General features: G+C 64.7%; 2 protein-coding genes. Both read left to right on the top strand.

Annotation, left to right across the window (positions count from 1 at the left end):
* Positions 1-280: 280 nt before the first annotated feature.
* Complete coding sequence (locus HQ354_RS04745) at positions 281-22,420, top strand: non-ribosomal peptide synthase/polyketide synthase (protein ID WP_222634259.1); 22,140 nt, start codon at positions 281-283, stop codon at positions 22,418-22,420.
* Positions 22,421-22,597: 177 nt separating this feature from the next.
* The gene (locus HQ354_RS04740) at positions 22,598-23,617 is read left to right on the top strand and encodes an alpha/beta hydrolase family protein (protein ID WP_222634324.1); all 1,020 of its coding nucleotides are present in this window, start codon (positions 22,598-22,600) and stop codon (positions 23,615-23,617) included.
* Positions 23,618-23,642: the final 25 nt, after the last annotated feature.

Here is a 23,642-nt window from a genome sequence, read left to right as displayed (position 1 = left end):
TCGGCCCGATAAAGCAATTCTTTCAGCCGAGTTCTTACGTCGAATAAACCTGGGGTCGGACGGTAATCGACAGACACACTGAATCGAAAGAGCAGGTCAAGGGGGTTGTTGTCCATTACCTTGCAGGTCACATGGCGTTCGCAGGAAATTAGCAGAATCGTGTTGTAATTGACCGTTGTGCCGGGAAGAAGGGCGATCGGAACGTTCGGTTTTCGCTCGGTGCGACGGGTGAGGTGAACCGACCTCGCTCGGAAGTCGAGCACCCGGGGGTTTTGCACGTATGAGTTCACGGTCGTCCAAGGAATCGCCCTCCACACGGACGGACGGAACCCGGGAGAAACGGACGCCACGAACGCGCAAGCCCCGTCGAACGCGCGCGACACTTCTTCCTGCACTGCTCGCCACGGCAGTCGAGCGTGATCCGTCGGCTGTCGCCCTGGTCGACGGCGATCGCACGGTGACCTACGCCGAACTCGATACACGCTCGTCGACACTCGCGCGGGCGTTGATCGCCGACGGTGCGGGTCCCGAATCGATCGTCGCCGTTGCACTCACCCGCTCGCTCGAATCCATCACCGCCATCTGGGCCGTGATCAAGTCAGGGGCGGCGTTCCTCCCCGTCGACCCGTCGTATCCCGCCGAACGGATCCGGCACTTGCTGACGGACTCGGGTGCCTCGCTGGGCGTGACGGTCGGTATCCACCGCGACGTGCTGCCGTCGTCGTGCACATGGTCGGTCCTGGACGACGACGCCTTCGTGCGTCGTCTCGAGCAGTACTCGGGCGACCCGGTGTCGACGGCGGACAAGACCGGCACGCTGCGCGCGACGAACCCGGCCTACGTCATCTACACGTCCGGCTCGACGGGCACACCGAAGGGCGTCGTCGTGTCTCACGCGGGACTCGCCGATCTGTGCGGTCATTCCGTGCGGACGCTCGGTGTCACCGCCGAATCTCGCACCCTGCACTTCACGTCGCCGAGCTTCGACGTCTCGATCTTCGACTACCTGATCGCGATCGGATCCGGGGCGACGATGGTGATCGCGCCCCCGGACAACTACGGCGGTGCCGAACTGAAGGACCTGCTGAAGCGAGAGCGCGTCACGCACGGCTTCAGCACTCCCGCCGCACTGACGTCGATAGACGGTGACGGGTTGCCCGATCTCCAGGCCCTCGTCGTCGGCGGTGAGGCGTTCGGTGCCGACCTCGTCGCCCGGTGGGCGCCAGGTCGGGCCGTGTTCAACGGGTACGGACCGACCGAGGCCACCATCTTCGCGACCATGTCGTCGGCCTTGGTCGTCGGCGAGCGCATTCCTCTCGGCGACCCCGTCGACGGCATGCGTGCGTACGTGCTCGACACCCGTCTGTCGCCCGTTCCACCGGGTGTCGCGGGCGAGCTGTATCTGGCAGGCGGCGGTGTCGCGCGTGGGTATCACGGGCGCCTGGCTCTGACGTCGGAGCGTTTCGTCGCAGATCCGCACGACCCCGCAGGTGGCCGGATGTACCGTACCGGCGACGTGGTGCGCCGGGACGCGTCGGGCGCCCTGGAATACATGGGACGCAACGACTTCCAGGTCAAGATCCGCGGCTTCCGCATCGAGCTGGGTGAGATCGACGCAGCGCTTGCCACGCACCCCGACGTCGAATTCGCGTTGACGATGGGCAGTGACGCAGGGGCAGGGGGCACCGCGCTGGTGTCGTATGCGCTTGTGGCAGAGGGCTCTTCGGCGGACAGCGCGGCACTGCTCGCCTGGCTGCGGGAGTCGCTGCCGAAGCACATGGTGCCGTCGGCGATGATGCTGATCGACCACGTTCCGCTGACCGGTGCCGGCAAGGTGGACCGCTCGAAGTTGCCCGCCCCCGCGTTCGAATCACGCGAGTATCGCGCGCCGTCGACACCGACCGAGGATGCCGTCGCCGCCGTGTTCGGCGAGTTGCTCTCGCGCGACACCGTCGGCGCCGACGACGACTTCTTCGAGCTCGGAGGAAACTCCCTCATCGGCACGCAGGTGGCCGCGCGCGTCGGAGCGCGTCTGCACAAGCGTGTGCCGGCGCGCCTCCTGTTCGACGCGCCGTCGGTGTCGGCACTGGCTGCCGCGATCGACAATCAGGCGGACGTGGGCCAACGCGTGGAACTCGGTGCGCGGGAGCGGCCCGAACGCATTCCGCTGTCGCTCGCGCAGCAGCGCATGTGGTTCCTCAATCGCTTCGACCCGACGTCGTCGGCCTACAACATCCCTGTCGCCGTGCGGCTTTCGGGTGCACTCGACACCGATGCGCTCACTGCAGCCGTGACCGACGTCGTCGAGCGCCACGAAACGCTCCGGACCATCTATCCCAGCGACGAGCAAGGGCCGCATCAGGTCGTGCTGACCGCGACGGACGCGTCGGTCGCTCTGGAACGCCGTCGTACCACCGAGAGCGACGTCACCGCCGACGTGCTCGCGAGCATCGACACCGCGTTCGACGTGGAAACCGAGGTGCCGCTGCGTATCTCATTGTTCGCGCTGTCCGAGACCGAACACGTCCTCGTCGTCGTCGTCCACCACATCGCTGCCGACGGTTCCTCTGTCGTACCGCTCACGCGAGACGTGATGATCGCGTACTCGGCGCGGACGCAGGGGACCGCACCGCAGTGGACGCCACTGGATGTCCAGTACGTGGATTACACGTTGTGGCAGCGCGATACGCTGGGCGACGCCAAGGATCCGACGTCGACGGCTTACACGCAGATCGAGTTCTGGAAGTCCGAGTTGGCCGGCATACCCGATCAGCTCGACCTACCGTTCGACCGGCCTCGCCCGCCCGTCCAATCTCTTGCAGGCGGCGAGATTCCGTTGGAGTTGGACGCCGACCTGCACGCAGCCTTGACCGAGACAGCGCGCGCATCGAACGCGTCGCTGTTCATGATCATGCACGCGGCGTGGGCGGTGACGCTGTCGCGCCTGTCTCAGTGCGGTGACATCGCCGTCGGTTCCCCGATCGCGGGACGCGGCGAAGCGCAACTGGACGACCTGATCGGAATGTTCGCCAACACCATCGTGTTTCGAACACACGTCCGCTGGGGCGACAAGTTCGAGACTTTTCTTCGCTCGGTCCGCGACACCGACCTCGAGGCGTTCGCGCACGCCGACGTTCCGTTCGAAACACTCGTCGACGCTCTCGAGACCGTCCGCAGCACCGCACGCCACCCGCTGTTCCAGGTCGGGTTGTCGTTCCAGAACATCGCTCGCACCGCACTGGAGCTTCCCGACCTGACCGTCACCGGTCTCGATGCCGACGGAGGAGTCTCGAAGTTCGACCTGCATCTGGTCGTGTCCGACACCTACGAACCCGACGGCGCACCAGCGGGTATGGCCGTCGTTCTCACGTACGCGTCGGCACTCTTCGACCGCTCGACGGCGGCCGCGACGCTCGACCGCTACGTGCGCGTTCTACGAACGATCGTCGCCGACCCGCGCATCGTGATCGGAGACATCGATCTTCTCGACGCGGCCGAGCGCAGTCTCGCGTTGGAGGCACGCAACGACACTGCCTCGCCGGTGGATTCGTCGGCGACTCTGGTCTCGCTGTTCGACGCGGCCGTCGCTGCCGGGCCCGAGAGGACGGCCGTCGTCTTCGGTGACGAGCGGTGGACGTACCGCAGGTTCGACGCGCAGGTGAATCGACTTGCACGGCACCTGATCTCGCTCGGTATCGGCCCGGAAGACTCGGTCGCGCTTGCCTTCCCGCGGTCCGTCGATCTGCTCGGCGCCATGTACGCCGTCGTCAAGGCAGGCGCGGCGTACGTGCCGGTAGACCCTGCGCAACCTGCGTCACGCACCGATCACATCCTGCGGACCGCGGACGTAGCTGCAGTGCTGACGTCGTCGGCCACCGAATTCACCACCGAGGTGCTCTGCCCGGTAGTGGCGGTGGACGGGCTCGACCTCGATCGTTGTGCGAACACGACGATCACCGACGTCGATCGCCTGTCTCCGCTGCGGCCGTCGAACACGGCGTACGTCATCTTCACCTCCGGTTCCACGGGCACGCCGAAAGGCGTTGCAGTCGAGCATCGTTCGGTGGTCAATCAGCTGGAGTGGCTGCGTCACGAGTACCAGCTGAGTGCGTCGGATGCGGCTGTACTGAAGACGCCGGTGACGTTCGACCTGTCGGTGTGGGAGCTGTGGTCGATGCTCACCGTGGGTGGTCGCCTCGTCGTCGCCGAACCGGAACGCCACCGCGAGCCCGAATATTTGAATGCGCTGATGGCGGCCGAATCCGTCACCACCCTTCACGTCGTCCCGTCGATGCTGGCGGCGCTGGTCGCCGGCGAGGCAGACGGGTTGCCGTCGACTGTGCAGCGCGCTTTGGTGATCGGCGAGGCGTTCCCGCCGCGGACCGCGTCGGCCGCCGCACGGGGACACGATCTTCGTCTCGACAATCTGTACGGCCCGACCGAAGCGGCCGTATCGGTCACGCGGCACACCGTCACGGAATCGTCGGAGGAGAACGGATCCATCCCTATCGGTCTGCCCGAGTGGAACACACAGGTATTCGTACTGGACGCTCGGTTGTCGCCGGTGCCCGACGGTGTCGTCGGCGAGCTGTACCTCGCGGGCGTGCAACTGGCGCGTGGCTATCGAGGACGCGGTGACCTGACGGCGGAGCGGTTCGTCGCGAATCCCTACAGTGCCGACGGGTCCAGGATGTACCGCACAGGCGACCTCGTGCGGTGGGTGGCAGGCGAACTCGATTACGTCGGCCGCGTCGATCATCAGGTGAAAGTTCGGGGTTTCCGTATCGAACTGGGCGACATCGAGGCCGCGCTGCGTGCTGTGGACGGCATCAGCGATGTCGTCGTCGTGGATCACGTCGATCGGCACATGGGCACCACGCTCGTGGGGTACGTCGTCGGAGACGTCGAACCGGCATCGGTGAAGAAGGCTCTGTCGCATGAACTTCCGTCGTACATGGTCCCCTCGTCGATCCTGGTGCTGGACACGATTCCGCTGACGGTCAACGGCAAGGTCGATCGTGCGGCCCTTCCCGCCCCGGTCTTCGAGACCACCGCTTATCGAGCGCCGACGACGCCCGTCGAGGAAACTGTCGCCGCCATCATCGGAGATGTCCTCGGTACCGATCGGGTGGGGGCGGACGACGACTTCTTCGCGCTCGGCGGCAACTCTCTGCTCGCGACTCAGGTCGTCGCCCGCCTCGGTGCTGCTCTCGACACGCAGGTGCCCGTCCGGGCGATCTTCGAGGACCCGACGGTGGCCGTTCTGGCCGCTCGGGTCGAGGAACACGCAGGAAGTGGAGCGGCGATCCCGCTGGTGCCTGCGGATCGTCCCGACGTCGTTCCGCTGTCGCTCGCTCAGCGGCGCATGTGGTTCCTGAACCGCCTGAACCCGGAGTCGACGACGGAGAACATCCCGGTCGCGGTCCGGCTGAGCGGATCCCTCGATCTCGAGGCGTTGGCCGCTGCGGTGCACGACGTCATCACTCGGCACGAAGTACTGCGCACGGTTTACCCCGAGATCGACGGAGTCGGAACCCAATCGGTTCTCGGCGCCGACGAGGTCCATGTGGACCTCGAGCCGCGTCGGATCGCCGAGGATGCTCTGGCGTCCGAGGTCGTAGCCGTCGTCGGAGCAGCGTTCGACGTGCAATCGCAGGTCCCGCTGCGCACCCGCGTCCTCCGCGTGGCCGACGACGAGCACGTTCTCGTCCTCGTCACCCATCACATCGCCGCGGACGGTTCGTCGATGGCACCTCTCGCCCGCGACGTCATGATTGCCTACGCGGCGCGCGCCGAGGGTGCCGAGCCGACATGGCCGCCTCTGCCCGTGCAGTATGCCGACTTCGCGTTGTGGCAACACCGCGTACTCGGCGACTCGAACGACCCGGAATCCGTCGGTGCCGTCCAGGAACGGTTCTGGCGTGACGAGCTGCACGGGCTGCCGGAACAGCTCGAACTGCCGACCGACCGGCCACGTCCCCGCACCGCGTCGGGTCTCGGCGCGTCGGTCACCGTGGACGTCGCGTCCGAGTTGCACACGCGCATAAGACGCTTCGCGCGCGAGCACCGTGCGACGCCGTTCATGGTCGTTCACGGCGCACTGGCCGTGCTGCTGTCGAGGCTGTCCGCGACCGCCGACATCGCAATCGGAACGCCGACCGCAGGACGTGGCGACGCCGCACTCGACGATCTCGTGGGCATGTTCGTCAATACACTGGTCCTCCGGACACCCATCGACCCCGCAGCATCGTTCGATTCCGTGCTCGCCGATGTCGCGCGCATCGACCTCGCTGCCTTCGGCCACGCAGACGTGCCCTTCGAGCGAGTGGTGGAGGTCGTCGATCCGCCGCGATCGCAGGGCAGGCACCCGCTCGTCCAGGTGCTTCTCGCGTTCCAGAACACCCCGCGCACGACGTTCGAACTGCCCGGTCTGACCGTGTCCGCCGTCGACATCGGCACGACGACCGCCAAGATGGACCTGCAGGTCACCGTCGTCGAACAATTTTCGGCCGACGGTTCGAACAACGGGTACAGCATCGCATTCACGTACGCGACGGACCTGTTCGACGAGAGTACCGTCGCCGGATTCGCTGCCGGGCTCGTTCGTGTTCTCGAGGCCGTGACGTCGGGTTCGGACGCCTCGGTGGGGGACATCGATCTGCTGGATTCGAGTGAGCAGCAGCGAATCCTGTTGTCTTGGAACGATACCGCACGTGTGCTGGATGCGGGTGCGACGGTGTTGGATGCGTTCGATGCGCAGGTGGCGGCACGTCCGGATGCGACTGCGGTGGTGTTCGAGGGGACAGCTCTGTCGTTCGCCGAGTTCGATGCGCGCGTGAATCGTCTTGCGCGTTACCTGATTTTGGTGGGGGTGGGTCCGGAGCGGACGGTCGCGGTGGCGATGCGTCGCTCGACCTCGATGCTGGTGGCGCTGTATGCGGTGTTGCGGTCGGGTGCGGCGTATGTTCCGGTGGATCCGGACCAGCCTGCGGAGCGCAACAAGTACATTCTCGATACGGCCGGTGTGTCGGTGGTGTTGTCGACGTCGCGGGACGAGGTGGCGTTCGAGCATGTTGCGGTGGATCGACTCCCGCTCGAGGGGTTCTCGGCTGGGCCGGTGACGGATGTGGATCGGGTTCGGCCGTTGCGTGCGTCGAATGCGGCGTATGTGCTGTTCACCTCGGGCTCGACGGGTCGGCCGAAGGGTGTGGCGGTGTCGCATGCGGCTGTGGTCAACCAGGTGTCGTGGTTGGTCGCCGAGTACGGCCTGGGTTCCGATGATGTGGTGTTGCAGAAGACTCCGTTCACGTTCGATGTGTCGGTGTGGGAGTTGTTCGGCACGTTGGCTGCCGGCGGCACGCTCGTCGTCGCCGAGCCGGACGGTCATCGTGATCCGGAGTATCTGGGGTCGGTGATCGAGTCGGAGGGTGTGACGGCGACGTCGTTCGTTCCGTCGATGCTGTCGGTGTTCCTTGCTCAGGTCGATTCGTCACGGCTGCAGTCGCTTCGGCATGTGTTGGTGGCGGGTGAGGCGTTCCCTGCTGCTGTCGCCGATGCGGTGCGGATGGCGTTGCCTGCTGCAGGTGTGCACAACTTGTACGGTCCGACGGAGTTCGCCGTGCATGCGACGGCCTATACGCTCCGCGCCGGCGATGTGGTGCCCTCGGGTGTTCCGATGGGTCGACCTGTGTGGAATTGTGCTGTGTACGTTCTGGATTCGCGGTTGCATCCGGTGCCGGTGGGTGTGGTGGGTGAGTTGTACCTGAGCGGTGTTCAGTTGGCTCGGGGGTATTTCGGTCGTGCGGATCTGACGGCGGATCGGTTCGTGGCGAGTCCGGTGGGGAACGGGGAACGTCTCTATCGCACGGGTGATCTGGTGCGCTGGACCGCCGATGGGGTACTGGCATACGTCGGTCGCTCCGATTTTCAGGTGAAGTTGCGTGGTCAGCGGATCGAGTTGGGTGAGATCGACGCGGCTCTGGACCGGCTGCCGTCGGTCGCTCGGGCGACGGTCGCGGTGCGCTCGGATCGCTTGGTTGCCTACGTTGTCCCGGCCGGCGAGGCGATCGACGTCGATGTGGTGAAAGCGTCTGTGGCCGAGGTGTTGCCGTCGTACATGGTGCCGTCGGTGTTCGTGGTGCTCGACGAGTTGCCGGTGGGTGCGTCGGGCAAGTTGGATCGGAAGGCGTTGCCGGAGCCGGTGTTCGAGGTGCGTGAGTTCCGAGCTCCGCAGACGCCCGTTGAGGAGATCGTCGCTGACGTTTTCGCGGACTTGTTGGGCGCCCCGCGCGTCGGAGTGGACGACGACTTCTTCGAACTCGGCGGCAACTCGCTGATCGCGACACAGGCACTGTCACGTATCGGTGCTGCGCTGGGACGACGAATCCCCGTCCGTGTCATGTTCGAAGCGTCCTCGGTGGAGGCGCTGGCTGCGCGTGCCGAAACACTGGCCGGGGAGGAGCGTGCACCGCTGGTATCGCGTCCGATGCCCGCGCGCGTGCCGTTGTCGCTCGCCCAGCAACGTATGTGGTTCCTGAACCGTCTCGACCCGGACTCTGCGACGGACAACATCCCGGTGGCGGTGCGCCTGCGCGGTGACCTCGACGTCGCTGCGTTGCGTGTCGCGGTGACCGATGTGCTTGCGCGTCACGACATTCTGCGCACCGTGTATCCCGACGTCGACGGAGTCGGCTATCAGCACGTGCTCTCCGTCGCCGACGTGGAGGTCGATCTCGAGCCGCGTGGCGTCACCGAAGACGACGTTCTCGGCTCGGCGTTCGAGCTGTTCGCGCGCGGATTCGACGTGACGACGGAGCCGCCCGTGCGTACGCGGCTGCTACGGGTCGAAGACGACGACCATGTGCTACTCGTGGTCGTACATCACATTGCGGCGGACGGTTTCTCGGTCGGGCCGTTGACCCGGGACATCATGATCGCCTATTCGGCGCGGGTGAACGGAGGCGTTCCTGCGTGGACTCCGCTACCGGTGCAGTACGCCGATTACACGCTGTGGCAGCGGGACGTGCTGGGGTCCGAGGACGATGCACGCTCATTGCTGTCGCGCCAGCAGAGCTACTGGGTCGACCAGCTGGCCGATCTGCCCGAACAACTCGACATTCCCACCAGCCGACCGCGGCCACGCGCCGCGTCGGGACTGGGTGCGATGCACACGTTCTCGATCGGTGCCGATCTGCGCGCCGGCATCGACACGATCGCCGGTGACCAGAGAGCTACGCCGTTCATGGTCGTGCACGCAGCGTTGGCCGTGGTGCTGTCCCGGTTGGCAGGCACGTCCGACGTCGCAATCGGTACACCGGTCGCGGGACGTGGTGACGTGGCCCTCGACGACCTGATCGGAATGTTCGTCAACACGCTTGTGCTGCGCTCACGGGTGGACGCGGGATCGCGTTTCACCGACATCCTCGCCGCAGTGCGACACGGCGACATCGAAGCATTCGAGCACGCGGATATTCCGTTCGAGCGTCTCGTCGAGGTGCTCGATCCGCCTCGCTCGCAGGGTCGGCATCCGCTGGTGCAGGTGCTTCTCGCGTTCCAGAACATCGGCGCAGGCACGTTCGAGCTGCCCGGATTGACCATCAGCGGAGTCGAATTCGACGCCACCGTCGCCAAAATGGATCTGCAGCTGACCGTGTCGGACAGCGTGGATGCCGGCGGAGCGTCGGCGTATCGCGTCGACGTCACCTACGCCACCGATCTGTTCGACGCCTCCGCGATCGAAGACCTGGGTACGCGTCTTCTGTCGGTGCTGGGTGCAATCACCACGGATGTGGACGTCGTCGTCGGTGACATCGACCTGGTCGACGAAGCCGAGCGCGAAACGTTGCTGGCTTCGTCCGTCGGTGCGGTGGTCGACATCGATTCGGATGCAACAGTTCTCGATGCGTTCGCTCGGCGGGTGGCGGAGCGACCGGACGCGGTGGCCGTGCGGTTCGGTGACTCGTCGTGGACGTATGCCGAATTCGACGCGCGAGTAACGGCGATCGCGTCGGGATTGCGTGCTGCGGGTGTCGAGGTCGGCAGCACGGTGGCCGTGGCGATGCGGCGGTCGAACGACATGCTGGCTGCACTGTACGGCGTGATTCGTGCGGGTGCGGCCTACGTGCCGATCGATCCGGATCATCCGGTGGAGCGCAGGGAGTACATTCTCGATTTGGTGCGCCCGAATCTGGTGTTGACGGAGGAGGTGCTGGGGAGCCTCGCTTCCGACGGTGCGACGCTGCCGCTTCCTAACCGCGACGATGCAGCGTACGTGATCTTCACGTCGGGCTCGACGGGTCGGCCGAAGGGGGTGACGGTGTCGCATGCGGCCGTGGTCAACCAGGTGTCGTGGCTGGTCGACGAGTACGGCCTGGGTTCCGATGATGTGGTGTTGCAGAAGACTCCGTTCACGTTCGACGTGTCGGTGTGGGAGTTGTTCGGCACGTTGGCTGCCGGCGGCACGCTCGTTGTCGCCGAGCCGGACGGTCATCGTGATCCGCAGTATCTCGGGTCGGTGATCGAGTCGGAGGGTGTGACGGCGACGTCGTTCGTTCCGTCGATGCTCGCGGCATTCGCATCCCAGGTGTCGCCCGCGGCGGTTCGCTCGCTGCGACACGTGTTGGTGGCAGGTGAGGCGTTCGGATCGTCGGTCGCGAACGCTGCTCGGCAGGTGATGCCGTCGGCGCAGCTGCACAATCTGTACGGGCCTACCGAGTTCACGGTGCACGCCACCGCCTACTCGCTCGACGGAAACGCCACTGCTTCCGATGTTCCGATCGGTACGGCTGTGTCGAATTCGGCTGCGTACGTCTTGGATTCGCGACTACATCTCGCACCGGTCGGCGTCGTCGGTGAGCTGTACCTCGCGGGTATGCAGTTGGCGCAGGGCTATTTCGGTCGCGCGGATCTGACGGCGGATCGGTTCGTGGCGAGTCCGTTCAGCGCTGGGGAGCGTATGTATCGCACGGGAGACCTCGTGCGGTGGGATGCGTCAGGCCGGCTCCTGTACGTGGGCCGCTCGGACTTCCAGGTGAAGTTGCGCGGTCAGCGGATCGAGTTGGGTGAGATCGAAGCGGCTGTTGCGCAGTGTGGTTCGGTGTCGCGTGCGGTGGCCGATATTCGTGGTGATCAGCTGGTGGCGTACGTCGTGGCTGGCGGTGCGGTAGATGTCGACGAGCTGAGAACCGCGGTGGCGCGGACGCTGCCGTCGTACATGGTGCCGTCGGTGTTCGTGGTGCTCGACGAGTTGCCGGTGGGTGCGTCGGGCAAGTTGGATCGGAATTCGTTGCCGGAGCCGGTGTTCGAGGTGCGTGAGTTCCGAGCTCCGCAGACGCCCGTTCAGGAGATCGTGGCGCGGGTGTTCGGTGATGTGCTCGGTGTCGACCGAGTCGGTCTCGACGATGATTTCTTCGCGTTGGGTGGTAACTCGCTGATCGCGACTCAGGTCGTTGCCCGCCTGGGTGCGGCGTTGGACACCAGGGTTCCGGTTCGAATGCTGTTCGACGCATCGACAGTCGAAGGTATCGCGGCACGGGTGGGATCCGCTGACGGCGATCGCATTCCATTGACGACGCGCCCACGTGCGACGCACGTGCCGTTGTCTCTTGCTCAGCAACGCATGTGGTTCTTGAACCGACTGGATCCCGAATCCGCGGTAGACAACATCCCGGTGGCGGTTCGACTGAAAGGCCGATTGGACACAGTCGCGCTGGAGGATGCAGTACGCGACGTCGTCGCGCGACACGACATTCTTCGAACGGTCTATCCGGAAATCGACGGAGTCGGATACCAGGATGTTCGGCCGGTCGCCGACGTCGTCGTCGATCTGACGCCGATGCCTGTCACGGAGTCCGAGGTGCGTTCGGCAACAGTCGCTTTCTTCGCCACAGGGTTCGACGTGACCTTGTCGGCACCGTTCCGTACGCGACTGCTGCAGCAAGCTGCGGACGACTTCGTGCTGCTTGTCGTCGTGCATCACATTGCGGCGGACGGTTTCTCGGTCGGTCCGTTGACCCGGGACCTCATGATCGCGTATTCGGCACGAGTGAACGGTGCTGCACCGGGCTGGGCGCCGCTGCCGGTGCAGTACGCCGATTACACGCTGTGGCAACGCGAGGTACTCGGGTCGTCGGATGACCCGAGTTCTCTGATGGCGACGCAGGAGCGTCACTGGGTATCGAAGCTCGAATCGCTGCCGGAGGAGTTGGCGCTGCCGACAGACCGTCCGCGTCCACTCGTATCTTCGGGTTTGGGTGCAGTGCGCACGGTTTCTCTGGCGGCCGACCTTCGCGCGTCGATCGAGGCCTACGCGGCTGAGCGCCGCGCCACACCATTCATGGTCGTACATGCTGCGCTGGCCGTGCTGTTGTCGCGGCTGGCCGCGACAGAAGATGTCGCCGTGGGGACCCCGGTCGCCGGACGAGGTGAAGCCCAACTCGACGACCTCGTCGGAATGTTCGTGAACACGTTGGTGCTGCGCACCCCGATCAGTCGGAACGCCGAATTCGACGACATACTGGAAACAGTGCGTGGCGTCGACATCGATGCGTTCGAGCACGCGGACGTTCCGTTCGAGCGTCTCGTCGAGGTGTTGGACCCTCCTCGCTCGCAGGGGAGGCACCCGCTGGTGCAGGTGCTGTTGACGTTCCAGAATGTGCAGGCTGGGACATTCGAGCTTCCCGGGTTGTCGATTTCCGGCGTCGACTTCGATGTAGTGGCATCGAAGATGGACCTGCAGGTGACGGTGTCCGACGGCATCGACCAGGGCTACCTCCTCGAGTTGACCTACGCCACCGATTTGTTCAATGCCACGACAGTGGCGGTGTTCGGCGATCGCCTTGCTCGTGTTCTCGAAGCAGTGGTTGCCGATTCCGCTGTGGTCGTGGGGGATATCGATGTGGTGGGTGATGCCGAGCGTGAGTTGTTGCGGAGGTCGTCGGTCGGGTCGGTGCATGAGTTCGGCTCTGGTGAAACGGTGTTGGATGCGTTCGATGCGCAGGTGGCGGCACGTCCGGATGCGACTGCGGTGGTGTTCGAGGGGACAGCTCTGTCGTTCGCCGAGTTCGATGCGCGCGTGAATCGTCTTGCGCGTTACCTGATCTCGGAGGGAGTGGGTCCGGAGCGGACGGTCGCGGTGGCGATGCGTCGTTCGACCTCGATGCTGGTGGCGTTGTATGCGGTGTTGCGGTCGGGTGCGGCGTATGTTCCGGTGGATCCGGACCAGCCTGCGGAGCGTAACCAGTACATTCTCGGTACGGCCGGTGTGTCGGTGGTGTTGTCGACGTCGCGGGACGAGGTGGCGTTCGAGCATGTTGCGGTGGATCGACTCCCGCTCGGCGGGTTCTCGGCCGGGCCGGTGACGGATGTGGATCGGGTTCGGCAGTTGCGTGCGTCGAATGCGGCGTATGTGTTGTTCACGTCTGGGTCGACGGGTCGGCCGAAGGGTGTGGCGGTGTCGCATGCGGCTGTGGTGAATCAGGTGTCGTGGTTGGTCGCCGAGTACGGCCTGGGTTCCGATGATGTGGTGTTGCAGAAGACTCCGTTCACGTTCGACGTGTCGGTGTGGGAGTTGTTCGGCACGTTGGCTGCCGGCGGCACGCTCGTCGTCGCCGAGCCGGACGGTCATCGTGATCCGAAGTATCTGGGGTCGGTGATCGAGTCGGAGGGTGTGACGGCGACGTCGTTCGTTCCGTCGATGCTCGCGGCATTCGCATCCCAGGTGTCGCCCGCGGCGGTTCGCTCGCTGCGACACGTGTTGGTGGCAGGTGAGGCGTTCGGATCGTCGGTCGCGAACGCTGCTCGGCAGGTGATGCCGTCGGCGCAGCTGCACAATTTGTACGGGCCTACCGAGTTCACGGTGCACGCCACCGCCTACTCGCTCGACGGAAACGCCACTGCTTCCGATGTTCCGATCGGTACGGCTGTGTCGAATTCGGCTGCGTACGTCTTGGATTCGCGACTACATCTCGCACCGGTCGGCGTCGTCGGTGAGCTGTACCTCGCGGGTATGCAGTTGGCGCAGGGCTATTTCGGTCGCGCGGATCTGACGGCGGATCGGTTCGTGGCGAGTCCGTTCAGCGCTGGGGAGCGTATGTATCGCACGGGAGACCTCGTGCGGTGGGACGCGTCAGGCCGGCTCCTGTACGTGGGCCGCTCGGACTTCCAGGTGAAGTTGCGTGGTCAGCGGATCGAGTTGGGTGAGATCGAAGCGGCTGTTGCGCAGTGTGATTCGGTGTCGCGTGCGGTGGCCGATATTCGTGGTGATCAGCTGGTGGCGTACGTTGTCCCGGCCGGCGAGATGATCGACGTCGATGTGGTGAAAGCGTCTGTGGCCGAGGTGTTGCCGTCGTACATGGTGCCGTCGGTGTTCGTGGTGCTCGACGAGTTGCCGGTGGGTGCGTCGGGCAAGTTGGATCGGAAGGCGTTGCCGGAGCCGGTGTTCGAGGTGCGTGAGTTCCGAGCTCCGCAGACGCCCGTTCAGGAGATCGTCGCTGACGTTTTCGCGGACTTGTTGGGCGCCCCGCGCGTCGGAGTGGACGACGACTTCTTCGAACTCGGCGGCAACTCGCTGATCGCGACACAGGTCGTTGCCCGTCTGGGTGCGGCGTTGGACACGAGGGTTCCGGTTCGAATGCTGTTCGACGCTTCCTCGGTCGGTGACCTCGCTGCACGGGTCGAGTCGTCGGTCGGTGCCGGCGGGCGACAGCAATTGGTGGCACGTGAGCGTCCAGAGCACGTGCTGCTCTCCCTCGCGCAGCAGCGCATGTGGTTCCTCAACCGGCTCGATCCGCAATCGGCCGTCTACAACGTGCCCATGGCTGTTCGTCTCGTCGGTGAAATGAACGTCGATGCGTTGAAGGGTGCCGTACTCGATGTCGTGGGCCGGCACGAGGCGCTGCGCACGTACTATCCGACGGTCGACGGAACTCCTGTCCAGCGCGTCGTCTCGGTGGACGAAGTCGCGTTGGATCTGAACCCGATCGCGGTGTCCGAAACGGGTCTACTCGAGGTCGTCTCGGACACAGTCGGTAGGGGATTCGACGTCGCGTCAGCCGTCCCACTCCGTGCGGCGCTGATCGAAGTGGGGCGAAACGACCGGGTTCTCGTCGTGGTCGTTCATCACATTTCCGCAGACGGATCGTCGATCGCGCCGTTGGCGCGTGATGTCATGACGGCGTACGCCGCACGCAGCGTCGGCCAGGAACCCGACTGGGTTCCCTTGCCGATTCAGTACGCGGATTACGCCCTGTGGCAGCGAGACATTCTCGGCGAGCTCGATGACCCCGCCTCGATCGCGCGTCGGCAATTGGACTATTGGCGCGGACATCTCGCCGATCTACCCGAGGTGCTCGATCTGCCGACCGACCGGCCGCGTCCCGCCGTTCAGTCCTTGGCAGGTGCGTCCACGACATTCGAGATCGACCGCTCGGTACATATGGCGCTCGATGCACTTGCCCGGCGTTGTGGGGCAACGCGTTTCATGGTTGTGCACGCTGTCCTCGCTGCACTGCTGGCGCGTTGGGCAGGTTCGTCCGACATCAGCATCGGCACACCCGTTGCCGGTCGTGGGGACGCGGCCCTCGACGATCTGATCGGTATGTTCGTCAACACGCTCGTCCTGCGCACACAGGTCGCTTCCGCGGCCTCCTTCGACGAGTTGGTGGAATCGGTGCGGCGCACCGATATCGAGGCCTTCGGCCATGCAGACCTGCCATTCGAGTGGCTGGTCGACGAACTGTCGCCGGCGCGTTCGACGGCGCATTCGCCGCTGTTCCAAGTCCTTCTGGTGTTCCAGAACTTCGCGCGAGAACACTTCGAACTGGGCGGCCTGACAGTATCGGGTGTCGACGCCGACACTCGTACAGCGAAATACGACCTTCAGTTCAGCTTCGTCGAAAAATTCGACACGGCGGGGTCCGTCGACGGGGTCGCCGTATCGATCATGTACGCGACTGCATTGTTCGACGACACCACCATCGACGCGGTCGGACGCCGGTTCGTACGAATGCTGACCGCGGCCGTGTCGACTCCGAACATGGTGGTCGGCGACATCGACGTTCTGGATTCCGTCGAACGCTGCGACATCGTCGACCGATGGAATGCGACGGACCAGTGGATCGATCCTGCGACCCACCTGGTCGAGTTGTTCGACCGACAGGTTCGACGCACGCCGGACGCAGTTGCGGTGGTCGAGGGGGACCGGTCCTGGACCTACTCGGAATTCGACGCTGTCGTCAACAGTACTGCGCGGCAGTTGATGTCGATGGGCGCTCAGCCCGAAGTGACCGTCGCCGTGGCCATGGCGCGGTCGTTCGATGCGCTCGTGGCCGTGTACGCGGTGATGAAGGCCGGCGCTGCGTATGTTCCGGTGGATCCGGAACAGCCGATGGAGCGCAACGAGCGGATCATCTCCGTTGCCGGCCCGGCGATCGTCCTGACCAGACGGTGTGACGACTTCATTCCATCCGATGACGGCTCTCGAACGACCTACTTCGAAGACTTGGACTGCTCGTCGCAGCCGAATTCGACGGTGACGGACATGGACAGGGCTCGGCCTCTTCGTGCGACGGACGCGGCCTACTTGATCTTCACGTCAGGTTCGACCGGATTGCCGAAGGGTATGGAAATCACCCATGCCGCCACGGTGAACCAGTTGTCCTGGGCTCAGGCGCACTATCCCCTCGACGAGACCGATGTGGTGCTGCACAAGACACCCACGACGTTCGACATCTCGGTGTGGGAGATGTTCTGGACGTTGCACACCGGCGCACGCATCGTCGTCGCCGAACCCGGTGGGCATCGGGATCCCGAGTACCTACGCGAGGTGATTCAACGGTGTGGCGTCACGACGATCCACTTCGTTCCGTCCATGCTGGTCGCGTACAGCCACGCCGCGGGTGCGCTCGGGTCTTCGATTCGACGTGTTTTCGTGGCGGGCGAGGCGCTGACGCCGTCGACCATCGAGCTGTTCCGTGCGAACAACGATGCAGATCTGCACAATTGGTACGGACCCGCCGAGGTTCAGGTCGTCACGGCATCCCGAGCAGACAACACAGATGGCCCCGTGTCCATCGGTGCGCCGGTGTGGAACACGAAACTGCGAGTTCTCGACGCTCGTCTGCAGCCTGTGCCCGTCGGCGTGTCGGGTGAGCTGTACGTGTCGGGTATGCAGTTGGCGCGCGGATACCGACGTCGGCCCGGATTGACGGCAGATCGATTCGTCGCTGATCCGTTCGGTGCCGGATCGCGCATGTATCGTACCGGCGACCTCGTGCAGTGGACACGCGACGGCGAGCTGATCTACAAGGGGCGCACCGACTTCCAGGTCAAATTGCGTGGCCAACGGATAGAACCGGGGGAGATCGAAGCGGTGCTGACGCGCCACCCCGACATCGAATCCGCCGCGGTCGTTCTGCATCGCGACGCCACGCTCGGTGACCGCTTGGTCGCCTACGTTGCGTCGTCCACCGACATCTCGCCGGCCGATGTGACGACGTTCGTGTCCGAGGCCGTGCCGTCGTACATGGTGCCGTCGGCGGTCATCGTGATGGACGTTCTGCCGCTGGGCGCGACCGGGAAGATCGACCGCAAGGCCCTACCCGAACCGGAGTTCGCTGCAACCGAATACAGGGCGCCGGTCACCGACACAGAACTCGCCGTGGCCGACATCTTCGGCGCAGTGATCGGTGCGGAGAAGATCGGACTGGACGACGACTTCTTCGCGCTCGGCGGAAACTCGCTGATCGCAACGCAGGTCGTCGCCCGGGCGTCGGAGCGCTTCGACCGACAGGTCCCGCTCCGGTTGCTGTTCGAGGCGTCGACGGTCGGCAGTTTCGCGGCCAAGGTCGAGACGTTGGTCGATTCCTGCCGCCGATCGGCGCCAGTTCCGCGGAGTCGCCCGGATCGGATCCCGTTGTCCCTTGCGCAGCAGCGGCTGTGGGTCCTGAACCGTCTCTATCCCGACTCCGGAGTCCGTAACATTCCGGTGGCAGTTCGGCTGTCCGGACCGTTGAACGAGGACGCCCTCCGAGCGTCCGTTCGCGACTTGTTGGCGCGGCACGAGTCCTTGCGCACCATGTATCCCGAGGCGGACGGTGTTGGGTATCAGCTGATTTGCGACGTGGACGATATCGTCCTCGACCTCACGCCGGCCGTAGTCGACGAAGCGAACCTTCGAGCTACCGTGGAGGACATCGCAACTCGCGGCTTCGACGTCTCGTCCGAGGTACCGCTCCGGACCGGACTGCTCCGAATCGCCGACGACGACCACGTGCTGGTGTTCGTCGCGCATCACATCGCGGCGGATGGATTCTCGATGCGCCCGCTCACTGCAGATGTGATGGTGTCGTACGCCGCGAGGTCGGAAGGTCGGTCGCCCGACCGTCCACCGCTCGCGGTCCAGTACGCCGACTACACACTGTGGCAGCGAGACGTCCTCGGCGTTCCGGAAGATCCGCAGTCGCTTGCAGCGCGACAACTGGACTACTGGCGGAAGCAGCTGGACGGTTTGTCGGAGGGGATCGATCTCCCGTTCGACAGACCGAAATCCGGTCCTGCCAGCTATTCCGGAGCGACCGTGACGTTCGCGGTGTCCTCGAATCTCCGCGCGAGAGCCGAGGCTCTTGCACGCGCGAACAATGCAACGTTGTTCATGGTGTTCCATGCTGCCCTCGCCGTCCTGCTCGGACGATTGGCCGCAACCGAGGATGTTGCGATCAGTTCACCTACAGCTGGCCGAGGCGCCGCCGAGTTGGACGACCTGATCGGAATGTTCGTCAACTCGATGGTTCTCCGGACCCGAGCGACGTCGTCGACGACGTTCGCCGAGATGCTCGCGCACACCCGTGACATCGATCTCGACGCATTTGCGCACTCGGATGTCCCGTTCGAACGCGTTCTCGAGGAAATCGACTCCGAGCGTCGGTGGATCAACGGTGCACGAGTGCCGGTCGCGTTGAGCTTCCAGAACCTGGGATGGGGCACGCTCGAGCTGTCGGGGTTGCGCGTCGACACCGTCGACTTCGACCCGGGATCGGCCAAGTACGACTTGCATTTCGTGGTTCAGGAGGCGACGGACACGGAGGGGCGGCCGGGTCTGATCGGATCGATCACCTACGCAACGGACCTGTTCGACGGGTCGACAGTGCGCGAGATCGGCGAACAGTGGATACGGGTACTGGAGGAAGGTACGTCGGATCCGTCCGTGGCGGTGGGCGACATCGGTCTTGTCAGCGCGACGGAACTCAGCCGCACCATCTCCGAGTGGAACGACACGACGACCGTGGTTCCGTTCGTCCACACGCTGCCCGAGTTGTTGGATCGGCAGGCAACCCGAACTCCCGACGCCGTCGCGGTGGTCGAGGGGGACGCACTGCTGACCTACGGTGAGTTCGCCGCGACGGTTGCGCGCACAGCGAGATGGTTGATCTCGTGCGGCGTCGGACCCGAGGACCGGGTGGCCGTCGCGATGCACAGGTCGATGGATCTCGTTGTCGCCGTGCATGCGATCACCGTCGCAGGCGGTGCCTACGTGCCGATGGATCCCGATCAGCCATCGATCAGAACCGAACACGTCGTGGCGACGTCAAATCCGGTCATGGTGCTGTCGGAAATCGACGGCGACACGACAGCTGCCTTCCCGTCCGACCCCGTGACCGACTCCGATCGCATTCGACCGCTGCGTTCCGACAACACCGCGTACGTGATGTTCACATCCGGGTCGACGGGGCGACCGAAGGGCGTCGCGGTGTCGCATGCGGCAGTGGTCAACCAAGTGTCCTGGCTCGCTGCCGAATACGGAATCGATGCAGACGACGTCGTGCTGCACAAAACTCCGTTCACGTTCGACGTGTCGGTGTGGGAATTGTTCGGGGCGACCGCAGGTGGTGCCCGTCTGGTGATCGCCGCGCACGACGGTCACCGTGACCCGCAGTATCTCGCGTCGACGATCGAGTCGGAGGGTGTCACGGCGGTATCTTTCGTTCCGTCCATGCTGTCCGTCTTCGCAGCTCAGGTGAATCCGGCCCGGCTGCACTCTCTTCGACACGTGCTGGCAGCCGGTGAGGAGCTGGGACGGGCCGCGGCGCGAACGGCGTCGGCGTCTCTGCCGTCGGCGACGCTGCACAACCTGTACGGTCCGACCGAATGTGCAGTCCATGCGACGGCGCACCGCTACGACCCGAGCGAGTCGTCTCCGACGGGCCCCGGCGAGGGAGTTCCGATCGGAAGTCCTGTCTGGAATTGCGGTGCCTACGTGCTGAATTCACGTCTGCAGCCGTCGCCCGTCGGTGTCGTCGGCGAGTTGTATCTGGCCGGTGTCCAAGTGGCGCGCGGCTACGAGAATCGACCGGACCTGACGGCCGAACGATTCGTCGCGCACCCGTTCCGTACGACAGGGGAACGGTTGTACCGGACCGGTGATCTGGTTCGACGTACTCGGTCGGGACAGCTGGTCTACGTGGCGCGTGTCGACTCCCAAGTGAAGCTGCGTGGCCAGCGCGTCGAACTCGGGGAGATCGAAACGGTTCTGCTGCAGCACGATTCTGTGGGCGGCGCTGCGGTCGATGTCCGCGGCGACCGGCTCGTCGGATACGTGACGCCAGCCGGACCCGGGACCGATGTCGCCAGGGACGCAGTGCGAACGCTGATGAAGGAGACGCTGCCGAAGCACATGGTTCCCGCCGTCCTGATCGTCGTCGACGCCATTCCGACGACTGCGACCGGCAAGTTGGACCGGGCGGCCTTGCCCGATCCGGTCGTGTCGGTCGCGGAGCGCCGTGCGCCGACCACGCGTGTCGAGGAGGCTGTTGCGACGGTGTTCGCGGACGTCATGAACCTGCCGCAGGTGGGACTCGACGACGACTTCTTCGAACTCGGCGGCAATTCACTGCTCGCGACGAAAGTGGTGTCGCGACTCGGCGACGCACTCGACGCCTCCGTTCCTCTTCGACTGCTGTTCGATGCGTCGTCGGTTGCCGAACTGGCCTCGGCCTTGGACGAATACGTGGGCGACGGTCGGCGACTGCCGTTGATCGGCAGGCCGAGGCCCGACATGATCCCACTGTCGGTGCAGCAGCAGAGGACGTGGTCGTTGGCGCAATGGATTCCGAAGTCGCCGTATTTCAATATTCCGGTCGCGGTTCGCATCACCGGAGCGATCGACGCGGACGCGTTGGCCGTGGCCGCGCGCGACGTCGTCGAGCGTCACGAATCACTTCGGACCGTGTATCCCGAAGTCGACGATGTTCCCGTGCAGGACATTCTGCCCGCCGAGGCGGTATCACTCGACCTGTCACCGATCGACGTGACGGAGGACGATCTGCCCGACCGCATGGCCGGATTGCTCGCCGTCGGATTCGACACCGGGTGCGAGCCGCCGATCAGAATGACGCTGTTCCGGCTGGGGGCGTCGGAGCACGTGGTTGTCGTCGTGTTCCACCACATCGCGGCAGACGGATCGTCTTTCGGCCCGTTCGCGCGCGACCTCACGCAGGCATATTCCGCTCGGGCTGCGGGGGAGGTACCCGGTTGGGAACCGTTGAAGGTTCAGTACGCGGACTACGCACTGTGGCAACGGGAGAGACTCGGCGAGCTGTCCGACCCGGCGTCGCTCGCCAGTCGTCAGTTGCAGTTCTGGCGTGAGACCCTCGCAGACCAGCCGGATCTGCTGAACGTCGAACTGGACCGTCCTCGTCCGGAGGTACGCACGATGGCGGGAAGCTCGGTGAGTGTTGCGCTGGACCGGGATGTACACGCCGCGATCGATCGGTGTGCGCGAGCGGCGGGAACGACACGCTTCATGGTCGTGCACGCGGCGATGGCTGTGGTACTGGCTCGGTGGTCCGGTAACACCGACGTCACCGTCGGAGCGCCCACTGCAGGCCGCGGTAACGAACTGCTCGACGGGTTGGTCGGAATGTTCGTCAGCACGGTCGTGCTTCGCACCGTCGTCGACACCTCGATGTCGTTCGCGGAGCTGCTCTCCGACGTCCGTAGCCGAGACATAGCGGCGTTCGAGAACACCGACATTCCGTTCGACTGGCTGCTGAACGAACTGCTACCAGCTCGGCCGGTGTCGCAGGTGCCGTTCTTCCAGGTCATGATGGCGTTCCAGAACTACGAGCAGCGGGTGGCCGAACTCGGCGGGGTGACGATGGAGGCGATGGGAACGGACGTCGACACCGCAAAACTGGACCTGCACTTCGTGTTCGTCGAGGCGACCGAACCCGATGGATCGTGCGCCGGCATGTCGATCGAGATCGCGTACGCGACCGAACTGTTCGACGAGTCGACCGTCGTCGCTCTCGGTCATGCTCTTCGCCGGGTACTGACGGCAGCGGTATTCGATCCGACGTCGACAGTGGGAGACTTGCCGATGGAAGAGGCTGTGGGTTCGGTACATCTCACGAACACGGATCGGTAACGGATAACGGAAGTATGTCGATTAGGGGTCGGCAGGTACGGTACGTCCGGATGGACACCCGAGTCGTTCGAGCGAGTGGGAAGCCACGAAGCCGAGCGAGTGAAACCTCACAGAATGGTGGAAGTAGAACTTATGCGTCGAACGAAGCCGCGCACGTTGTCCTCCGTGTTCACACGGATGGCGGTCGTGTCCGTCGCACTGGTGGTGCCCTTCGCGGGCCTTGCAGGGACGGCGTCCGCCGATCCCGTCGTCGACAACGCTGCGCCTCTGGCATCCGCGACGTCTGCCGACGGTTCCAAGGTCACCCGCATCGAGACCAAGAACGACCGAGAGCTGACGATGTACGTCTACTCGGCCGCGATGGACGAGGAGATCCCGCTCGACGTTCTGCGTCCCGGTGACACGAGCGTTCCTCGACCGACGCTCTACATGTTGAACGGAGCTGGTGGCGGCGAGGATTCCGCTACCTGGCGAGCGCGCACGGACGCGTACGAGTTCTTCGGCGACAAGAACATCAACGTCGTCTCGCCGATCGGTGGAAAGTGGAGCTACTACACCGACTGGAAGCAGGCCGACCCCGTCCTCGGTGTCAACAAGTGGAAGACGTTCCTGACCGAGGAGATCCCGCCGTTGGTCGACGCGGCCCTCGGAACCAACGGCGTCAATGCCATCGCCGGACTGTCCTCGTCGGGCACCTCCGTCCTGCAGCTCGCGATCGCCAAGCCAGACCTCTACCGCGGCGTCGCTGCGTACAGTGGCTGCGCGCAGACGTCCGACCCGATCGGCCAGACCTTCGTCAAGCAGGTCGTCGAGCTGTACGGCGGCGGCAGCACCCTCAACATGTACGGGCCGGACAACGACCCGATGTGGGCCGAGAACGATCCGTACGTCAACGCAGAGAAGCTGCGTGGGCTGGATCTGTACATCTCCAACGGCAACGGCTTGCCTGGCATGTACGACAACCTGAACGGCCCGGACATCAACGGCCGAGTGCCCACCCTGGCCAACCAGATCATCGTCGGCGGTGTCATCGAGGCCGCGACCAACTACTGCTCGCACAATCTGCAGAACAAGCTCAACCAGCTCGGTATCCCGGCCACGTACAACTTCCGTGACAGTGGCACGCACTCGTGGGGTTACTGGGATGACGACCTGAAGAACTCGTGGCCCGTGCTCGCGCGCGCGCTCGGAATCTGACGGACACCGCTCGAGAATTTTCACA

It is taken from the genome of Rhodococcus sp. BP-261 (genome assembly GCF_019835205.1).
Lineage (GTDB): Bacteria > Actinomycetota > Actinomycetes > Mycobacteriales > Mycobacteriaceae > Rhodococcoides > Rhodococcoides kyotonensis_B.
This window is presented reverse-complemented; position numbering and strand designations above follow the sequence as displayed.

Bases quoted from the DNA above. Each gene is read 5' to 3' on its own strand.
- HQ354_RS04745 (WP_222634259.1), top strand. From the start codon at position 281: ATGAGTTCACGGTCGTCCAAGGAATCGCCCTCCACACGGACGGACGGA.
- HQ354_RS04740 (WP_222634324.1), top strand. From the start codon at position 22,598: ATGGCGGTCGTGTCCGTCGCACTGGTGGTGCCCTTCGCGGGCCTTGCA.